Below are 18,535 nucleotides of genomic sequence, written 5' to 3'. Positions count from 1 at the left end.
CGCGCTTCGCAAGCGTCCGTCAGGCTTCGGCCGGTAGACGGATCACGCCCGCGTCTTTGCGAATCAGAAAAGATGCGGCGAGCATCTGCTTGCATTGCAGGGCGAGCAGCTTGATTTCGCCGATGAATTCGGCCGGCTGCGTGCCGGCGCGTTCGATGTCGACGACCATTGCGTCGAGCTCCCGCGTAAGCTGCTTCGTCGTCTCCGCCTGATCGACGGGCGGTGCTTCGCCCGTTTGCGCGCGCGTCAGGTTCTCGCGCACGGTCGAGAGCGCTCGCTGCAACGCTTGCGAGCCGTCGGGCTCGCGCTCGGCCATGCCGCGCAGCAGCGGAGCGGCCGCCGTGATGTGCGCGGCCAGCACGTGACTTTGCACGAGCAGGTCGTTCAACTCCGGCACGAAGCGCTGATGCGCCTTCGGCTCGAGCATCATCCGGCGAAACGCTTGGGCCAGGTTGGCAAACGCGATATGCACGTTCTTGCGCGCTAAGCGGTAGCGCAAGTCGCGTTCGTCCGCGCCGGGCGCATCGGTGCCGATAGCGGTGCCCGTCCTCGCCGTGGCAGCGCTGGACCCGGCGCGCGGCGCGTTGCCCCACCACCATGCGCTTTCCAGATATTGACGCGTCGCGGCGAGCATCTCCGTCACGAGCTTGCCCATGAGCCGGTATTCCCAATAGGGGAATAAACGGCTTGCCGCTATTGCGAGCGCGCAGCCGACCAAGGTATCGATCGCACGCTCGCCGATGATGCGCATGTTGCCGGGCGCCAGCAGATGAAAGAGCAGCAGTACGTACGACGACGTGAACACGACGCTTGCCGCGTAGTTGAACAACAGAAGGCTGTAGCTCATCACCATCGAGGCGAACATGAACACGAGCAGCACGGGCGGCGCCTTGACGAACCAGATCAGCGCGAGGCTGGCCGCGCAGCCGATCGCCGTGCCCACGATCCGCTGCGTGTTGCGCTGCTTGGTGAGCGAATAGCCGGGCTTCATGATGATGAGCGTCGTCATCACGATCCAGTAGGCGTTCGTGAGCGGCAGCAAACGCCCGAGCCAAAAGCCCAAGGCCACCGCGATCGTCACGCGCAGCGCGTGGCGAAAGCTCGGCGAGGCCATCGTCAGATTCGAGAAAATTTGCGGGAGCGGGACGCGCCGGCCCGAGAGAAAGCGCATCAACGTGTGGTCGATGCGCACCTCGGTCTGCACGCTCGTCGTGTCGCTGCCGACACTCTTCTTCATTTTGTCGATCAGCCGCACGGCGCTCCAGATGCGCCGGAACGAGGCCGATGCGGCCGCATACGCCTCGGGGTTGCGCTCGGGCAGGCCCTGCTTGCGCATGAGTTCGATCTCGTATTCGATCGCGCGTATTTCCGCTTTCACGTTGATGCGCGAATCGGGCCGCCGGTTCTGCAAGACGGCCAAGCCGATTTCCTCGAGATCGCTTGCGGCCTTGCGAATCAAATCGCGAAAGAACAGCATCACGTCCGCGTTGCCGAACGTGCTGCGCAAGAGCGGGTAGTCGGTATGCGCGCCGACGAACAGTTCGTGCAGATCGACGGTATTGATGAACAGGTTGAATAGCGTCACCCGCCGCGGGTCGAGCTTGCCGCGCCGAAGCTTGGGCAAGTTGCGCAACACGATCGCCCGCGCCGCGTCCTGCATCTCGACGGCCGACGTCTGCTTTTCCACGAGCTTGTCGTAGCACGCGTCGAGGTTCGCATCGACGTCGTAAAAGTCGGCGCGCGCAAGCAGGTAGTCGGCGCACGCGAACACGTTCTCGGCCAGCGCTTGCTTCTCGATTCGATGCGCTTGCCACTGCGAAATCAACGTGGCCCAGTAGGTGTACCAGAGGCCGCCCAGCAAGATCCAACCGGCGTTGACGAGCGCTTGCAGCGGCGTGAAATGCTCCTCGAGCGTCATCACCATCATGAACAACGTCGCGAAGCTGATTTGCGGCCAGCGATTGCCATAGACGACCGTCAGCGATAGCGCAAAGGTCAGCGAGACGATCGTGGCCCACAGCGCGAAGATATTGACGGTGGCAAGCCCCGTGGCGAGCGCCGATAGGAAGCCGAGCACGCTGCATATGAGCATCTCGTTGTGCTTGTACTTGAGCGGACCCGGCATATCGACGACGCAGGCGCCGAGCGCGCCCGTGGCGATCGTGAAGCCGAGGTCGGCCTTATGGAATACGACGAGGCACAAGACGGCCGGCAGCGATACGCCGATGGCCGCGCGCAGTCCACCGAAAAAATATTGGCTGTAGAGAAATTTTTCGATTTCTTTGGAGTAGCGCATCGATCTCGCGGCGGGCAGCGGGAGGAGCCTGACTGGGCTGGCGTGAAAGTCTAACGTATTTCGCCTGCGCCGGGCGCGGCCGGCCGGCGCGCGGATGAGGACCTGCCGGCGGCCGTCCCGCGCGCCCGAGCAGCAAAGCGGGCGGCGCCTTTGTTATGCTGACGTTTTTCGCCCGCGGCGTGCGTTCGCGGGCTCATCGACCAAGGGTTCATGCTCCAGCTTTTCTATTCGAACCGGTACGAAACGCTCGTGCAGGCGCTCGTCGAGGATCTCGCCGCCATGCCCGCCGATCCGTGGACGCACGAGGAGATCGTCGTGCCCAGCGCGGCCGTGCGCCGCCGGCTCGAACTGGAGCTCGCCGCGCGCCGCGGTATCTGCGCGAACGTGAATTTCAGCTACCTCGCGCAGTGGCTTTGGACCCAGATCGGCGGCGTGATCGAGGTGCCCGCGCATTCGCCGCTCGGCGTCGAGCGGCTCGCCTGGCGCTGTTACCGGCTGTTCGGGCAAGAGGCGGACACCGGCGGCGACTCGCCCGAAACCGGCGCCCCTTGGCTCGACTCGCCGCGCCTGCGCAGCTATCTCTCGGCGGCCGACGCGCCGATGCGCTTCGAACTCGCGCGGCGCGTGGCAACCGTATTCGACCACTATTTGACGTATCGCCCGGAGTGGCTCGCGCGTTGGCAGCACGGGCAGTCGATTTTCGACGGCGCTCCGGTCGGTCCGGCCCCCTCGGCCATCGCCGCGGGCGCGACGCCCGCCGCCCGCGAAGACGAGCGCTGGCAGGCGGCGCTTTGGCGCGCCGTGCTGACCGAACTCGCGCAGGAGGGCGGCGCGGCCGGGGTGCTCGACGCGGCGCCGCCCGCGCACCGGTTTCTCGAACTCGTGCGCACGCTCGATCTCGACGCGGTCATGCGCGCGCGTTGGCCGCGCGTCGTCAGCGTGTTTGCGCTGCCCACGATCGCCCCGCTCTATATCGCGCTGCTGCGCGAACTCTCGCGGTGGATCGACGTCCGGATGTATGTGTTCAATCCGTGCCGGCAGTTCTGGTTCGACATCGTTACCGAACAGCGCGCGCTCGCCCTCGAAGCGGCCGATACGCTCGACTTCCACGAGGTCGGGCATCCGCTGCTCGCGCAGTGGGGGCGGCAGACGCAAGCGCAATTGCATTTGCTCCATGAGTTGACGGAAGGCGCGGCATCGAGCGAGGCCACCCGTTTCTCGCCCAATGAAGATTCGGCGAACTGGCTCGCGCGCGTTCAAAACGCCATGCTCGACCTGGAGCCGGAACAGTGCGATGCGCCGCTCGACTCCGGTGAGCACGCGCGCGGCATCGAAGTGCACGTCTGTCATAGCTTGTCGCGTCAACTCGAAGTGCTGCACGACCGGCTGCTCGGCTGGTTCGATGGCTCGAAGGCGGCTCGCGGCGACGCATTGCCGGGGCTGCGGCCGTCGGATGTGCTCGTCGTGTGCCCCGATTTGACCGCCGCGGCGCCGCTCATCGATGCCGTTTTCGGCACCACGCGCGGCGAGGAGCGCGGCCGCATTCCCTACCGGATCACGGGCTTGCCGCCCTCGCAGGCCAACCCGATCGCGCGTGTCCTGCTCGAATGGCTCGCACTGGCCGATCGCGGAGTCACCGCGCCGGAGCTCGTCGAATGGTTGCGCGTCGATGCGGTGGCGGCACGTTACGGCATCGACGCGCTGTCGCTCGATACCGTGCAGAGCTGGCTCGCGGCGGCCGGCGCGCGCCGCGGCTTGGCCGCCGAGGCCCCGGCGGGCGAGGACGAACGCGCCGCGCATGCCGTCACGGGCGCGCGCCATACATTCGCCGACGCGCTCACGCGGCTCTTCCTCGGCTATGCGATGCCCGACGACGGCGAGCCCGTCGATGCCTGGCTGCCTGTCGCCGGCGCGCGCGGGGCCGAGGCGCAATTGCTCGGGCGTCTCGGCCGCTTCGTGGATGACTTGTACGGGTTCGTGCGCCGCGCGCGCGAGACGCTGACGTGCGACGGCTGGAGCGCGCTGCTGGCCGATGCGCTCGCGCGGTTGTTCGATGCGTCGCCGCCGTTCGCCGATGCGCTCGCGAACGTGCGCGAGGCGCTCGAAAAAGCGCTCGAGGCGATGCGCGACGGCGCGCGCGACGCAAAGGCCCCGGCCGCCGTCGTGCGGGCCGCGCTGACGGTCGCGCTCGACGATGCGGCCCATGGTGGCGTGCCGTGGGGCGGCGTGACGTTTTCTTCGTTGACGAGCTTGCGCGGGTTGCCGTATCGCGCGATTTGTCTGATCGGCATGGACGACGGCGTCTTGCCTAGCCTCGCGCGCGCCGACGAGTTCGACCTGATGGCGGTGTTGCCGCAATTGGGCGACCGCCAGCGTCGCGCCGACGAGCGCAATCTGTTTCTCGATCTGCTGCTCGCCGCCCGCGACAGGCTGCTCGTGAGCTACACGGGGCGCAGCATCCGCGACAATGCGCCGTTGCCGCCGGCCGCGCTCGTCGATGAGTTGCTCGATCATTTGGCGCGCGCGAAAGCGGGTGCGGATGCTTCGCCCGCGGAACTCGAAGCGGCGCGCCGCTCGTTCGTCGTCGAGCATCCGTTGCAGCCGTTTGCATCGGCCTACTTCGAAGATCGCCCCGCGCTTTTCACTTACGACGCCGAGCGTGCCCGTCTTGCTTCGCAACTGGCGGCCGATGCCGAGCCGATGGCGCCGCCGTTTTTCTCCGCGCCGTTGCCGCCGGAGCCGCCCGGTCCGGTTTCGTTCACCGATTTCCAACGTTTCTGGCAGCACCCCGCGCGCGCGTTGCTGCGCGAGCGGCTGGGCGTCGTGCTCGACAAGACGCAAGGCGAGTTGCTCGAAGTCGAGCCGTTCGAACTCGATTACGCGGGGCGCGACGCGCTCGCCGATCGATTGCTGCCGCGGCTGATCGAGCGCGACGACGACCAGGCGCGCGCGCGTGCGTGGCGCGTCGCGCAGACGAGTCCCGAGTTGCCGGCGGGCGCCACGGGCGACGTGCTCAAACGGCGTGAACTCGGCGCGCTCGGCCGTCTCGCGAGCAACGTGCGCACGGCGCTGGCGGGCGGGGCATCGCGCTTGCCGTTCACGTTGCACGTGCGTCCGCGATGGCCCGAGACGAATGGCGTCGCGCTGTTCGGCGAGCACGAGGCGGCGCTGCGCGAAGCGTTGCAAAGCGAGCCCGAGGTGCAGTTGCAGGGCACCTTGAACCGCGTGACCGACGCAGGCCAGGTGCTCTACCGTTATGCCAGCCCGAGCGCGCGCGAATACTTGAATGCCTGGCTCGCGCATCTCGCCTACTGCGCGGCCGATCCCGGCGGCCCATGCCGCACGGTTTGGTACGGGGCGACCGAACGCTTCGCCTTCGCGCGCGTCGACGCGCCGCTCGAGCAGCTTGCGCCGCTCGTCGCGCTTTACCTGGCCGGGCGCCGGTTGCCGCTGCGTTTTTTCCCCAAGAGTGCTTGGGCCAAAGCGAACGGCGGAGATGCCGAGGCACTGGCCGCCTGGATCAGCGACCGGGTGCGCGGGGAATCCGACGATCCGGCGCTCACGATCGCATGGCGAGGGGCGGAGCTCTCGCTCGACGAGGCGTTCGGCAGCGTTGCACGCATCGTGTTCGAGCCGTTGGCCGCGCATCTGACCGGAGCGAAAGCATGAGCGCGCTCGATCGCCTCCATGGCGCGTCCCCGCTGCCCGAGAACGAGCCGGCGCCGCTCGACGTGTTCCGCTGCGCGCTCGCGGGCGTCAATCAAATCGAAGCCTCGGCCGGCACCGGCAAGACCTGGAACATTTGCGCGCTGTACGTGCGGCTGCTGCTCGAACGCGATCTGAACGCGGATCAAATTCTCGTCGTCACCTTCACGAAGGCGGCCACCGCCGAATTGCAGGAACGAATCCGCGGCCGTCTGGCCGAGCTTGCTCGCGCCGTCGAGACGGCCGACGACGGTGGCGATCCTTTCGTCGCGCAACTGCTGTCGACGACGCTCGGCAAGAATGGACTGGACCGGGACGTGGCCGGCAAGCGCATTCGGCGCGCGCTCTCCACGTTCGATCAAGCCGCGATCCACACGATTCACGCGTTTTGTCAGCGTGCGCTGCAAGAGGCGCCGTTTGCCGCCGCGATGCCGTTCGCGTTCGAGATGCAGGCCGACGATGCGCCGCTGCGCTTCGAATTGGCCGCCGAGTTTTGGCGCGAGCGGGTGGAACCCGTGGCTGCGGCGTATCCGGCCTTCGCGGCATGGCTCGTCGCGCGTGGCGCGAACCCGTTGGAGCTCGACGCGCAGCTTGCGCGCAGGCTGAAAAAGCCGTTGGCGCTCCTGCGCTGGGGCGCGTTGGGCGAGCAAGCGCCGGCACTCGAGCAGCAGGGCGAGGACGATGCGAGGGAGCGCTTCGACGCCGCCTGCGATCTTTGGCGCGGCGAGCGCGAAGCGATCGAGCAGTTGCTCGAGCACGCGCAGTCCGTGCTGAAACAAACGTCGCACAAACCCGAGGCCGTGCGAGCGGCGGTCGATGCCTGGGACCGCTATTTCGCCGAGGGCGACCCCTACGCGGCCCCCGCGCGCGAAGCGGCGAAACTGACCGCGACCGCGCTCGCGAAGGCGACGAAGGTCAAAATGACGCCGCCCGAGCATCCGTTCTTCGAGTTGGCCGATACGCTCGCGCGCGCGGCCGAGGCCGCCGACTCGGCGCATCGAACGCGGTGGCTCGCCTTGCTCGCGCTTTGGCTCGACGAAGCCCCGCGTTCGCTCGCGGCGATGAAGCGCACGCGTCGCGTCGCATCGTTCGACGACTTGCTGGCGAACTTGTACGGCGCGCTCGTCGACCATCCGTGGCTCGCGCAGACGTTGCGCGCGAGATATCCGGCCGCGCTCATCGACGAGTTCCAAGATACCGATCCGCTGCAATTCGCGATTTTCGAGCGCATCTTCGCGGGCCCCGATCAAGATGGGGAGCCGGGGCCGCTGTTTCTCGTCGGGGACCCGAAGCAGGCGATCTACAGCTTTCGCGCGGCCGATTTGCATACCTATCTGGCCGCGCGGCATGCGGCTAAGGCGCGTTACACGCTCGCCGTGAATCAGCGCTCGACACCGCCCCTCGTCGCCGCCTGCAACCGCATCTTCGGCGCCAATCCGCGTGCGTTCGTGCTCGATGGGCTCGATTACACGAGCGTGCGCGCGGCCGAGCGCGAGCGCGCCCCGCTGATCGACGAGTCCGATCCCGCGCGCGATCAAGGCGCCGACGGCGCGTTGCGCGTTTGGATGTTGCCGTCGGGCGAGGCGACGCTACCGAAGCGCGATGCGCAGCGGCAGGCGGCCGAGGCGTGCGCGCAGGAGATCGTGCGTTTGCTGCGCGGCGCGCGCGATGGCAGCGTCGCGCTCGGCGAGGCCGCGCTCGCGCCGGCCGATATCGCGGTGCTGGTGCGGACGCACAAGCAAGGCAGCTTGATGAAGCGCGTGCTGGCCGCTTGGGGGGTGGGCAGTGTCGAGCTCGCGCAATCGTCGGTATTCGCGACCCTCGACGCGGAGCAGCTCGAGCGCGTGCTCGCGGCGATCGATGCGCCGGGCGATTTGCGGCGCCTGCGGGCGGCGCTCGCCAGCGATTGGTTCGGGCTCGATGGGCATGCGCTCGCGCGCCTCGCGCAACTCGCCGATGCGCCGGCGCAAGCGCATGCCGACGAGGCGACAGCCTGGGTCGAACGGTTCGCGCGCTACCGGTCGCTTTGGCTCGAACGCGGTTTCGCGACGATGTGGCGAACGATGATGCGCGAACTCGCGATCGGCGAGCGGCTCATCGCGGGACGGGACGGAGAGCGCCGGCTGACCGATGTGGGCCACCTGGCCGAGCTCGCGCAGGCGCGGGCGGCCGTGCATCCGGGCATCGCGCCGACACTGCGCTGGCTCGCGGCCGAACGCGCGCGCGGCGGCGGCGAGGAAGCGCAACTGCGGCTCGAATCGGATCGCGACCTCGTGCAGATCGTGACCGTGCACAAGTCGAAGGGCCTTGAATATGCCGTCGTGTTTTGCCCGTTCCTGAACGACGGTGCGCGCATGGCCGGTGCGAGCACCGGCTTGCCGGACGCGAGCGAGTATCACGACGATGCGCCGGCCGGTGCGCGTGCCGTGCTGCACTATGGCTGCGAGGGGGCCGACGCCGAGCGCGCGCAAGCCGAAGCCGCGCGCGAGGAAGCAGCCGAGCGGGCGCGGCTCGTGTACGTGGCGCTGACGCGTGCCGTGCATCGGTGCTACGTCGTCGCGGGCGTGTACCTCTCGTCGCGCTCCACGAAGGAGGCCCGTCGCAGCGTGCTCAATTGGCTCGTCGCGGGCGACGGGCGGCCCTTCGACGCGTGGTCCGACGATCCGCCCGAGGAGGGCGCGCTCGAGGCGGCATGGGCATCGCTGGCCGACGGTACGATCACGCTCGCGCCGCTGCCGTCGCCGGCCCGGCGCATCCCGCTTGCACGCGAGACGTCATCGGCCAAGCGGCTCGTTGCGCGCACGCCGCACGGCATGTTGACCGAAACCTGGCGGATTGCGAGCTTCAGTTCGCTCGCCGCGGCCGGGGCGCGGCACGCGAGCGAGACGATCGACGACGAGCCGAGGCCCGATCACGACGCGCTCGCCGCCGCGCAGCAAGAGGCGCTGGCAGCGGCGGGACCGGCTTGGCCTCCGGGGCCGGCCGCGCCGGTGGCCAGCGCCGCGCAGTGGCTGGACGCCGACGATATTCTCGCGTTTCCGCGCGGTGCGGCGGCCGGCGAATGCCTGCATCGCATGTTCGAGTTGGCGGACTTTTCCGATCCCTCGACATGGCCCGCGGCCATCGAGCGAGCGCTGCTCGAGCGGCCCGTCGCCGCCGACGCGCAAACGGCCGCGCATCTGCCGGCGATGATGGCGCGGCTCATCGCCGACGTGACCGCTGCCGAAGCGGCGCCCGGCATGACGCTCGCCGCGCTCGATCCGGCGCGTAGGCTGACGGAATGGCCGTTTCTGTTCGCGGCACCGGCGCTCGATCTATCGGCGCTGCGGCATTTGCTCGCCCGCCACGGCTACCCCGACGTGGCGCTCGAGGCGGGGACGCTGGCCGGTTACGTCAAAGGGTTCATCGATTTGGTGGTCGAGCACGAGGGCCGGTTTTGGATCATCGATTGGAAGTCGAATCATCTCGGCGCGACGCCCGCCGACTACGGCGCGGCCGCGCTCGACGAAGCGATGGCGCATCATGCCTATCACTTGCAGGCGCTGCTGTATGTGGTCGCGCTGCATCGCTACTTGAAGGCACGCCGCCCCGGCTACGACTACGATGCGCACGTTGGCGGCTACAGCTACCTGTTCGTGCGCGGCGTGAGGCCATCGTGGCGCGATGGCGCGCAACAAGCCGGCGTTCATGCGCGCCGCCCCGCGCGCGCGTTGATCGAAGCGCTCGATGCCTTGATGAGCGAAGGGGTGACGTCATGACGCCAGTATCGATCCGGAGGCCGGTATGAGCACCGCGGTTCAATCGCCGCGAGCGCGCGAGGGCGGTGAATTCGGCGCGGCGCTGGCCGAAGGCTTCGCGCGCCGCATCGCGGCGCTTGCCGTGCGGCTCGGTGCGGCGCCGGTTGCCGTGAAGTGGGCGCGTCGCGCCGCGTTCGCGGTGAGTCGCGCGACGGGCGCGGGACACGTCTGCGTGTCGCTCGCTCGGCTGGCGCAGCGCTATGACGATACGGCGCAAAGCGCTTTGGCGGCGCTGCGCTCGAGCGGCGTCGTCTCCGACGGCTCCGAAGACGCCGAGGCACTGCGGCCGCTCGTGGTCGATCGCGACGGCCGGCTGTACCTTGCACGCTACTACGAGGACGAGCGCCGGCTGGCGCGCGCCGTCGTCGGCCACGCGTCGGGGCTCGACGCCGATGCCAGTGCGCTCGAAGAGCGGCTCGCGCGTTTTTTCGGGCCGCCCGATGCGAGTGAAGTCGATTGGCAGCGCGCGGCCGCGGCACTCGCGCTCTCGAGCCGGTTGACCGTCGTCAGCGGCGGCCCCGGCACGGGCAAGACGACGACCGTCGTCGGCATGCTGGCGTGTCTGCTCGATGCGCATCCGAGCTTGACGATCGCGCTCGCCGCTCCGACCGGCAAGGCGGCGCAGCGGATGCAAGAAGCACTGCTTGCGCGCGCTTCGAGCCTGCCCGAGGAGATCGCGGCACGGCTGCCCCGCAGTTCTCAGACGCTGCATCGTTTGCTCGGACTCGGGCAAGGGATGCGTGCGCGCTACGGTCCCGATAATCCGCTGCCGTACGACGTGCTCGTCGTCGATGAAGCATCGATGATCGACGTCTCCTTGGCGGCGCAGCTATTCGATGCGCTGTCGCCCGGGACGCGCCTCGTGCTGCTCGGCGACAAGGACCAACTCGCGGCTGTCGAGGCCGGTGCCGTGTTCGCCGAACTGAGCGCGAGCCCTCGTTTCAGCGAGGCCGGCATCGCCCGCATCGCGCGGGCCACCGGTACCGACGGCGCGCGCGTGCGCGCGTCGCTGCCTCGCGCCGAGCATGCCGCGGATATCGGTCTCGATACGTCGGCCCTCGACCTGCTGCCGGACGAGGACGACGCCTTCCCACTCTTCGACGAACTCGATTTGCGCGGTTCGCTCGACGACGCGTGGACCTGGACGGGGCTCGACGAGCCCGACGTCGGGTACGCGGGCGACGGCACGAGCGCGGAGCAAGACGCGGTCGATCTAGCGGAACCGGAGCATCCGGAGGGGCGTACCCCCTTCGTTCAGGCAGCGCAGCCCGCGTCGCGCGACGACGTGCCGTCGACCGGAGGTGTCCCGCTCGTCGATTGCGTCGTTTGGCTCGAGCGCAATTATCGTTTCGGGCTCGATTCGCCGATCGGCCGGCTGTCGCTGGCCATTCGGCGCGGCGACGTCGACGCCGCGCTCGACACGTTGGGCGCCGCCGCACCGGCCGAGCCCGATTTATTCGGCGAGCACGAGCCGCACGGGCGCGCGGATCTCGATGGTCCGGCCGTGCTGGACGAGGACGCCGGGGTGGCGCTGGCCAGCCGGACGCTCGACCGCTTGGCGCAGGGGTTTGCTCCGTACGCGCATGCGCTGAGGACGGCGCTCGCTCAGCCGCAACCCGACTGCGAGCCGCTCTTCGATGCGTTGAACGCTTTCCGAATCCTATGCGCGACGCGCTTGGGGGCACGAGGCGTCGATGCGTTGAACGCGCAGATGGCCGAACATGTGCGCCGCTCGGCCCGCGCACCGCTCATGATCGGCACGAACTGGTTCGCCGGGCGGGCCGTCATGGTCGCCCGCAACGATTACGCGCTGGGCTTGTTCAACGGCGATATCGGCATTGCGCTGCCCACGCGTGAAGGGCCGTTGCGCGTCTATTTCCGCACGGCCGATGGGGGGCTGCGGGCCGTCGCGCCCGCGGCGCTGCCGCCGCACGATACGGCGTTCGCGTTGACGGTCCATAAATCTCAAGGGTCGGAATTCGATCATGCGGCGCTGATCTTGCCGGCATCGAAAAGCCGCGTGCTGGCGCGCGAACTCGTCTATACCGCGATTACGCGCGCGCGCAAGACGGTCCGGATCGTCGGGGGCCGCGACGTGCTGGCCGAGGCGATCGCCACGCCCACGCGGCGCGATTCCGGCTTGTTCGCACGGATGCAGGAGGCACGATGACGTTGCATTACGAGGTATTGCCATCGGAAGTCGAACTCACGGCCGTGCGCGCGCAAGGCGCCGGCGGCCAGAACGTCAATAAAGTATCGAGTGCGATTCACCTGCGCTTCGATATCCGCGCCTCTTCGCTGCCCGATGCGCTGAAGATGCGGCTGCTTGCGCTCGAGGACCGGCGCATCACGCGCGAAGGCGTCGTCGTCATCAAGGCGCAGGAGTATCGGACGCAGGAAATGAATCGGGCCGCGGCGCTCGCCCGGCTCGAGGAATTGATCGCGAGCGTGAGCGTCACGCGCCGCGCGAGGATTCCGACGCGCCCCACGCGCGCCTCGACGGTACGCCGTCTCGAGACCAAGACGCGCCGCTCCAGCGTGAAAGCGGGGCGAGGCCGGATCGTCGAATGACGTGCGCCGGCTAGTCGGCGGGCGGCTGCACGCTCGCGACGAAATCGACGCAGAACACTTCCAATTGGCCCGCCCGTTCGACGGTGACGGCGGCCGTATAGCAGTCCTTGCCTTCGGTCAGCGAGTAGTGCGGCCCCATGACGGCGACGCGCCCCGGCGCGGCCAAGGCGCGTTTGAAGTAGGCGCGCCGCGACCAATTGCTGGCGGTATCGGGGAAGAGCGGGGCGAGCCGCGGCGACTGGGCCTCACGCTCGGAGGCGATGGACGCTTGCTGCTGATTGCCATGACGATCGACGACGAATACGCGCCGCGCCCAAGGGCTGCGAAACGTCTGCTCCGCCGCAAACGATAGATCGTCGGTGGCCTTGTAGGCGCGCGCGCCGCCGAGGACGGCTTCCTCCACGCTGCCGAATTCGACGGGCATGCCGGGCACGCTGGCCGAGCGCGTGTGAAAGCGCCGCCACATCGCATCGATCCGCTCGGGCGCGTCGGCGCAAGCCTGCACGACCGAGCCATGCGGCTTGCCAAGCCAGAAGCCTTGGACGAAATCGACGTCGGCATCCATCAAGGTCATCAACTCGTCTTCCGATTCCACGCCTTCGCCGAGCACCATCGTGCCCGCGCGGTGGAGCATCGTGACGAGTTGCGCGGCGAATTGGTGGTCTCCGCTCGGCGCGGCGATGCGGGCGACGAGCGATCGATCGAGCTTGACGATGTCGGGGCGCATGCGCCAAATGCGGTCGAAGTTCGAAAACCCGGTGCCGAAATCGTCGATGGCGATCAGCAAGTCGCGCTCGCGCATCGTTTCGACGAGGCGATCGAAACTCGCTTCGTCGGTGCTCGGTTGCTCGATCAGCTCGATGACGAGCCGGTGATGCGCGATACCGAAGTAATCGCACAGCTCGTCGGTGAACACGCGATGGCTGGGGCCCACGCGCAGCAATTGCGGCAACGCATTGACGAACAGCCAGCCCGTCTCGATGTTTTGCTCGGCGAAGTTGGCGAAATGCACGCTGCGGGCGAGCCGCTCCAGAGCGAGCGCGGGTCCGGTGGACTTGGCTCGGGCGAATAGTCGATCGGGCGGAATCGGCGCTCCGTTGGCGTGCGAGGCGCGTAGCAGCGCTTCGTAGCCGACGACACGCTTATGCGTAATGGATACGATCGGTTGAAAGGCGCTGCGCAGCGTCACGCCTTGATAGACGATGTGCCACCCGCCGCTGTCGCGGCGCAAATGCGGCAAGATGCCCGCGAGCGTCAGGTCCCGTCTGGAGGACATGGCAAGCGACGCGCGTCCGCGTGCCGGGACCGAGCGGGGCGGGCGCCGTGCCAGACGCGGAAAGAGATCGTGCCGGTCGCGCACGGCAAGCCGCGCGGGCGGCAGCGAGCGAAAGGATCGGGCATGTCGCGGAAAGTCCATATGACGAAAAGGCAGTGTAGCGCAGTGTGGACGGAAGAAAACGAGCCCAGCGTAAAACCGCGCCGGCGGTGCCCAACGTTCGATGACAGACGATCCGGGAAAGATGAAGGCGCTTAGGCGCACCGGGTGTGGTGCGCCTAACTTTTCGGGGGAATGCGGGAAGGAAGAAGGGGAGGAACCTCGCGGTGCGGGTCTACGGGTCGAAGCCGCGAGGGGATGACCGCTGGGTTTAGGCTTGCCGTTGCCGCAGGCCGGGGATGCGCTTGACGACGCCCGTCGCCAGCGCGGTGCCGACGAGCACGATCGCGCAGCCCTCCAGCATGCTCGCGTCGACTTGTTCGTGCAGAAATAGCGCGCCCCACAGGATGCCGAAGACGGGGATCACGAACGTGACCGTGATGGCGCGTGCGGGCCCAGCCACATTGATCAGATTGAAGAAGATCAGATAAGCGATGCCGGTGCAGGCCACGCCGAGGCTCAGCACGGCGCCCCAGGCGTGCGGCGAGACGGGGCCGGCCGGCCAGAAGACGATCGCGAACGGAATGAGCGCAAGGCTGCCGCCGATCATGCTGCCGGTGGCGATCGTCAGCGAATCGACGCCCGTCAGGTGGCGCTTCGTATAGCTCGCAGCGATGCCGTAGAGCAGCGCGGCGCCGGTGGCGGCAAGCGCCGCAAGCGCTTGCGCCGAGGCCGACGGGGCTAGGGCCCCATGCGGCGTATCGATTTGCCCCCAGACGAGCGACACCACGCCCGAAAAGCCGATCAGCATGCCGAGCGTGCGCAGCGGCGTGAGCCGGTCTTTGAGCCAAACGAAGGCGACGAGTGCGCCCCAAAGCGGCGTGGTGGCGTTGATGACGGAGGTCGTACCGGCCGACAGCGTGAGCTCGGCGAACGCGAACAAGCAAAACGGCGCGGCCGAATTGAGGATGCCGACTACGAAAAGCGGTAGTGCGCGCGAGCGCAGCGTCGCGAGCGATGCGCGCGGCGTGCCGCGCAGCGCGAGCATGGCGATGAGCACCAGGGCGCCGATGGACACGCGCAGCGCCATCAGCGGAGCTACTCCGAATTCGGCGACACCCACTCGAATAAACAGAAACGACGCGCCCCATAGCGCGGCAAGCACGAGCAATTGAACGATGTGATTGGGTTTCATGGGCGGTCTCGAGGCAGCGAATTGGAATGAATGTCTTAAGCGAAATGCATGGTATCACCGGCTTCTCGATCGATATTTCAGCGCGAGATGAAACGGCAAGAATGGGGAGATCGTCGACAGGAATCGACTTGCCGATCGATGCTGGCCCATGGTAGGGCGCGATGGGCGATCGCACGGCGAGGGCGTTCGGAAACGAAAAAGGGGCGCCAAAGCGCCCCTCATCGGAATCGAGGAAGGCGAGCGCACCGTCCGCGGTGCCGCTCGTCTTCGCTAGACGGCGTTACCTCATTGCCGCGTGTAGATTTGCGCGCCGCTCTTGACGAATTCGACGGCCTTTTCTTCCATGCCCTTCTTGAGCGCGGCTTCGTCGGTGACGCCCTGTGCCGCCGCGAAGTCGCGCACGTCTTGCGTGATCTTCATCGAGCAGAAGTGCGGACCGCACATCGAACAGAAGTGCGCGACCTTCGCCGAATCCTTCGGCAGCGTTTCGTCGTGGAACTCGCGCGCCTTGTCCGGATCGAGGCCGAGGTTGAATTGATCTTCCCAGCGGAACTCGAAGCGCGCCTTGGACAGCGCGTTGTCGCGTACCTGCGCGCCCGGGTGCCCCTTGGCCAAGTCGGCCGCGTGCGCCGCGAGCTTATACGTGATGATGCCTTCCTTGACGTCGTCCTTGTTCGGCAGCCCGAGGTGCTCCTTCGGCGTCACGTAGCAGAGCATCGCCGTGCCGAACCAGCCGATCATCGCCGCGCCGATGCCCGACGTGATGTGGTCGTAGCCGGGGGCGATATCGGTCGTGAGCGGTCCGAGCGTGTAGAAGGGCGCCTCGTCGCACCATTGCAGCTGCAGGTCCATGTTTTCCTTGATGAGCTGCATCGGCACGTGGCCGGGGCCCTCGATCATGACCTGGACGTCGTGCTTCCAAGCGATCTGCGTGAGCTCGCCGAGCGTCTTCAATTCGCCGAGCTGCGCTTCGTCGTTGGCATCGTAGATCGAGCCGGGACGCAGGCCGTCGCCGAGCGAGAAGCTCACGTCGTAGGCCTTCATGATTTCGCAGATTTCCTCGAAGTGCTCGTACAGGAAGCTTTCCTTGTGGTGCGCGAGGCACCACTTCGCCATGATCGAGCCGCCGCGCGAGACGATGCCCGTCATGCGGTTGGCCGTGAGCGGCACATAGCGCAGCAGCACGCCCGCGTGGATCGTGAAGTAATCGACGCCTTGTTCGGCCTGCTCGATCAGCGTGTCGCGGAAGATTTCCCACGTGAGGTCCTCGGCCTTGCCGTTGACCTTTTCGAGCGCTTGGTAGATCGGCACCGTGCCGATCGGCACCGGGCTATTGCGGATGATCCATTCGCGCGTTTCGTGAATGTGCTTGCCCGTGGACAAGTCCATGACCGTGTCGCCGCCCCAGCGGATCGCCCAGGTCATCTTGTCCACTTCCTCGCCGATCGACGACGTCACGGCCGAATTGCCGATATTCGCGTTGATCTTCACGAGGAAGTTGCGGCCGATGATCATCGGTTCGCTTTCGGGGTGGTTGATGTTCGCGGGAATGATCGCGCGGCCGCGCGCCACTTCCTCGCGCACGAACTCGGGCGTGATCTCTTGCAGGGCGTTCGGGCCGAATGCGCTGGCGCCGAATGCCTGGCCCGGATGCTGGCGACCCATCATCTGTGCGAGCTTGGCGCCGTTCGGGCCGCTCGCACGCAGGCTCTCGAGGTACTCGGCGCGCCGCTGGTTCTCGCGAATCGCGATGTACTCCATTTCCGGCGTGATGATGCCGCGGCGCGCGTAGTGCATTTGCGTCACGTTCGCGCCCGCTTTCGCGCGGCGCGGCGTGCGGTGCAAGCCGGGGAAGCGCAGCGAGGAGGTGGCCGGATCGGCGGCGCGCTCGCGGCCGTATTCGCTCGTGAGGCCGGTCAGCGCTTCGGTGTCGCCGCGCTCCTCGATCCACCCCTGACGCAACGCGGGCAGTCCCGAGCGGATGTCGATCGTCGCTTCCGGGTCGGTGTACGGACCCGACGTGTCGTACACGTAGATCGGCGGGTTTTTCTCGCCGCCGAAGCCCGTCGGCGTGTCCGCCTGCGTGATCTCGCGCATGGGCACGCGGATATCGGGGCGCGAGCCCGTCACGTAAATCTTCTTGGAATTCGGCAGCGGGGCGACGGCGGCTGCGTCGACACGCGCTTCGGACGAAATGAATTTCGGGTTTGCACTCATGCGAATCTCCTGACTTAGGGCGCTAATGCAGGAGACGACAGGAAGGTCGAGCGGATGAGAGAAAGGCGCAAGAGGCGGTAAAGCCCCTACGCTTCCCTGCGCTGGCATTATCCAGATCAGGTTCAAAGGGTATTTCTCACCCGCGCGTACCGAGTGCGACGGCACGACGCAGGACCCCCGCGTTAGCACCGCAGAAGATACACCGGGCGGCCCGGCTTTGGCAACCGGCAAACCCACATCGTCGAATGGGCCCCGCGCGGGCGCCGGTGAGCACGATCTTTGCGGCTCGAGCGGGACGACCCGGCCCGGCGGGCGCCCCGATCCCGCGGCGCGAGGGGTTTCGCGCAAGACCGTTGCATAATGACGACGTTTGCGCGAAACCCGTTGCGCTCGCGTCCGTTCCCGAAGGCTATCGACAGAAATGCCGCCCCGCATCGTCCGTTTCGCCCGCGCCGTGCCGCTCGAGATACTCACGCGCATCCGGCTGCCGCGCACGCACGGCGGGCGTATCGCGCTTGCGCTCGCTGTCGTCTACCTGGCGTGGGGCTCGGCGTATCTGGCCGTGCACGTGGCGCTCGAATCGTTTCCGCCGCTCCTGCTGTCGGGGCTGCGCAATCTCATCGCGGGAATCGGATTGTTGGCCCTCGCCACCCGTCGTTCATTCGTCTGGCCCACGCTCGTCGAAACGCGCAACGCCGGTATCGTCGGCACGATGCTCGTCGGCTTTTCGAGCGGCTTGCTCGCGTTCGGCATGCGCAGCGTCGGCACGGGCACGGCGGCGGTGATGGTGGCTACGGTGCCGCTCTTCGCCACCGTCATCTCGGCCGTCGCCGGCCGGCCGATCGCCAAGGGCGAATGGGTGGCGGTCGCGCTCGGGCTCCTGGGAATTTTCATTTTGAACCGAGGCGATACCTCGAGTTCGTCGACGAGCGGCACGATCGTCATCCTATGCGCCGCCCTGTTTTGGGCGGCGGGCGCCCATCTTGCGAGCCGGCTCGCGCTGCCCAGCGATCTATTCGTTTCCACCGCGTTGCAGATCGGCTTGGGCGGCGCGATTTCGACGCTGATCGCCGTGGCGGGCGGAGAGCGCGTCGCCTCGCTCGGGTTCGGTCCTTTGTTCGCTTTCCTCTACTTGATGATCATCGCGACGATGGCCGCCTATGTCGCGTATGGCTTTTTGATCCGGCATACGAGCCCGATCGTCGCGAGCAGCTGCATGTACGTCAACCCGATCGTGGCCGTCGGACTCGGCGCCATGACGCTCGGCGAGCCCGTGACCGGCGCGACGCTCGTCTCGACCGTCGTGATCCTGGCCAGCGTGGCGCTGTCGTTCTGGTTCGACCGGCGCCGCGCGGGTTAGCTGGCGAGACGATGCGCGT

At 67.4% G+C, this 18,535-nt stretch carries 9 protein-coding genes and 1 riboswitch; of the genes, 5 read left to right on the top strand and 4 right to left on the bottom strand.

What is annotated here, in order from left to right; all coding sequences use genetic code 11:
• Positions 1–19: 19 nt before the first annotated feature.
• Entirely contained in the window at positions 20–2,296 is a 2,277-nt protein-coding gene (locus tag C0Z18_RS11040) for an FUSC family protein (protein ID WP_102645447.1), read from the bottom strand.
• Positions 2,297–2,506: 210 nt separating this feature from the next.
• Between C0Z18_RS11040 and recC the strand changes: the two genes are divergently transcribed.
• Genes recC through arfB form a run of 4 tightly spaced genes read left to right on the top strand, consistent with a single transcriptional unit; the run spans position 2,507 to position 12,369 of the window.
• On the top strand, positions 2,507–5,965 hold the full coding sequence (gene recC / locus C0Z18_RS11035) for an exodeoxyribonuclease V subunit gamma (RefSeq protein WP_102645446.1): 3,459 nt from the start codon (positions 2,507–2,509) through the stop codon (positions 5,963–5,965).
• Entirely contained in the window at positions 5,962–9,759 is a 3,798-nt protein-coding gene (gene recB, locus C0Z18_RS11030) for an exodeoxyribonuclease V subunit beta (RefSeq protein ID WP_233217269.1), read from the top strand. Before recC ends, recB begins: the two co-directional genes overlap by 4 nt.
• A 25-nt stretch (positions 9,760–9,784) precedes the next feature.
• Positions 9,785–11,968, top strand: coding sequence for an AAA family ATPase (locus tag C0Z18_RS11025; protein WP_102645444.1), 2,184 nt, complete (start codon positions 9,785–9,787; stop codon positions 11,966–11,968).
• Entirely contained in the window at positions 11,965–12,369 is a 405-nt protein-coding gene (arfB, locus tag C0Z18_RS11020; RefSeq protein WP_102645443.1) for an alternative ribosome rescue aminoacyl-tRNA hydrolase ArfB, read from the top strand. Before C0Z18_RS11025 ends, arfB begins: the two co-directional genes overlap by 4 nt.
• A 10-nt stretch (positions 12,370–12,379) precedes the next feature.
• On the opposite strand, the gene C0Z18_RS11015 is transcribed toward arfB, so the two are convergent.
• The 3 genes from C0Z18_RS11015 to thiC all read right to left on the bottom strand — a co-directional run bounded on the left by C0Z18_RS11015 (position 12,380) and on the right by thiC (position 17,156).
• On the bottom strand, positions 12,380–13,645 hold the full coding sequence (locus tag C0Z18_RS11015) for a sensor domain-containing phosphodiesterase (protein WP_102645487.1): 1,266 nt from the start codon (positions 13,643–13,645) through the stop codon (positions 12,380–12,382).
• Positions 13,646–14,015: 370 nt separating this feature from the next.
• Positions 14,016–14,939, bottom strand: a complete 924-nt coding sequence (locus C0Z18_RS11010) for a DMT family transporter (protein WP_102645442.1) — start codon at positions 14,937–14,939, stop codon at positions 14,016–14,018.
• Between the two features lie 285 nt (positions 14,940–15,224).
• Positions 15,225–17,156: a phosphomethylpyrimidine synthase ThiC gene (gene thiC, locus C0Z18_RS11005; RefSeq protein ID WP_102645441.1), complete on the bottom strand. Its 1,932-nt coding sequence runs from the start codon at positions 17,154–17,156 to the stop codon at positions 15,225–15,227.
• Between the two features lie 75 nt (positions 17,157–17,231).
• Positions 17,232–17,345, bottom strand: a riboswitch (TPP riboswitch).
• 232 nt (positions 17,346–17,577) lie between these two features.
• On the opposite strand from thiC, the gene C0Z18_RS11000 reads away from it, so the two are divergent.
• Positions 17,578–18,516, top strand: coding sequence for an EamA family transporter (locus C0Z18_RS11000; RefSeq protein ID WP_102645440.1), 939 nt, complete (start codon positions 17,578–17,580; stop codon positions 18,514–18,516).
• Positions 18,517–18,535 lie beyond the last annotated feature (19 nt).

Source organism: Trinickia dabaoshanensis (genome assembly GCF_002879885.1).
Lineage (GTDB): Bacteria > Pseudomonadota > Gammaproteobacteria > Burkholderiales > Burkholderiaceae > Trinickia > Trinickia dabaoshanensis.
Note: the sequence above shows the minus strand (reverse complement) of the source record. Positions and strands in the feature narration are given on the sequence as shown.

Excerpts from the sequence above, each read along its gene's own strand:
- C0Z18_RS11040 (WP_102645447.1), bottom strand. The coding sequence starts at position 2,296 with ATGCGCTACTCCAAAGAAATCGAAAAATTTCTCTACAGCCAATATTTT.
- recC (WP_102645446.1), top strand. The coding sequence starts at position 2,507 with ATGCTCCAGCTTTTCTATTCGAACCGGTACGAAACGCTCGTGCAGGCG.
- recB (WP_233217269.1), top strand. The coding sequence starts at position 5,962 with ATGAGCGCGCTCGATCGCCTCCATGGCGCGTCCCCGCTGCCCGAGAAC.
- C0Z18_RS11025 (WP_102645444.1), top strand. The coding sequence starts at position 9,785 with ATGAGCACCGCGGTTCAATCGCCGCGAGCGCGCGAGGGCGGTGAATTC.
- arfB (WP_102645443.1), top strand. The coding sequence starts at position 11,965 with ATGACGTTGCATTACGAGGTATTGCCATCGGAAGTCGAACTCACGGCC.
- C0Z18_RS11015 (WP_102645487.1), bottom strand. The coding sequence starts at position 13,645 with ATGTCCTCCAGACGGGACCTGACGCTCGCGGGCATCTTGCCGCATTTG.
- C0Z18_RS11010 (WP_102645442.1), bottom strand. The coding sequence starts at position 14,939 with ATGAAACCCAATCACATCGTTCAATTGCTCGTGCTTGCCGCGCTATGG.
- thiC (WP_102645441.1), bottom strand. The coding sequence starts at position 17,156 with ATGAGTGCAAACCCGAAATTCATTTCGTCCGAAGCGCGTGTCGACGCA.
- C0Z18_RS11000 (WP_102645440.1), top strand. The coding sequence starts at position 17,578 with ATGCCGCCCCGCATCGTCCGTTTCGCCCGCGCCGTGCCGCTCGAGATA.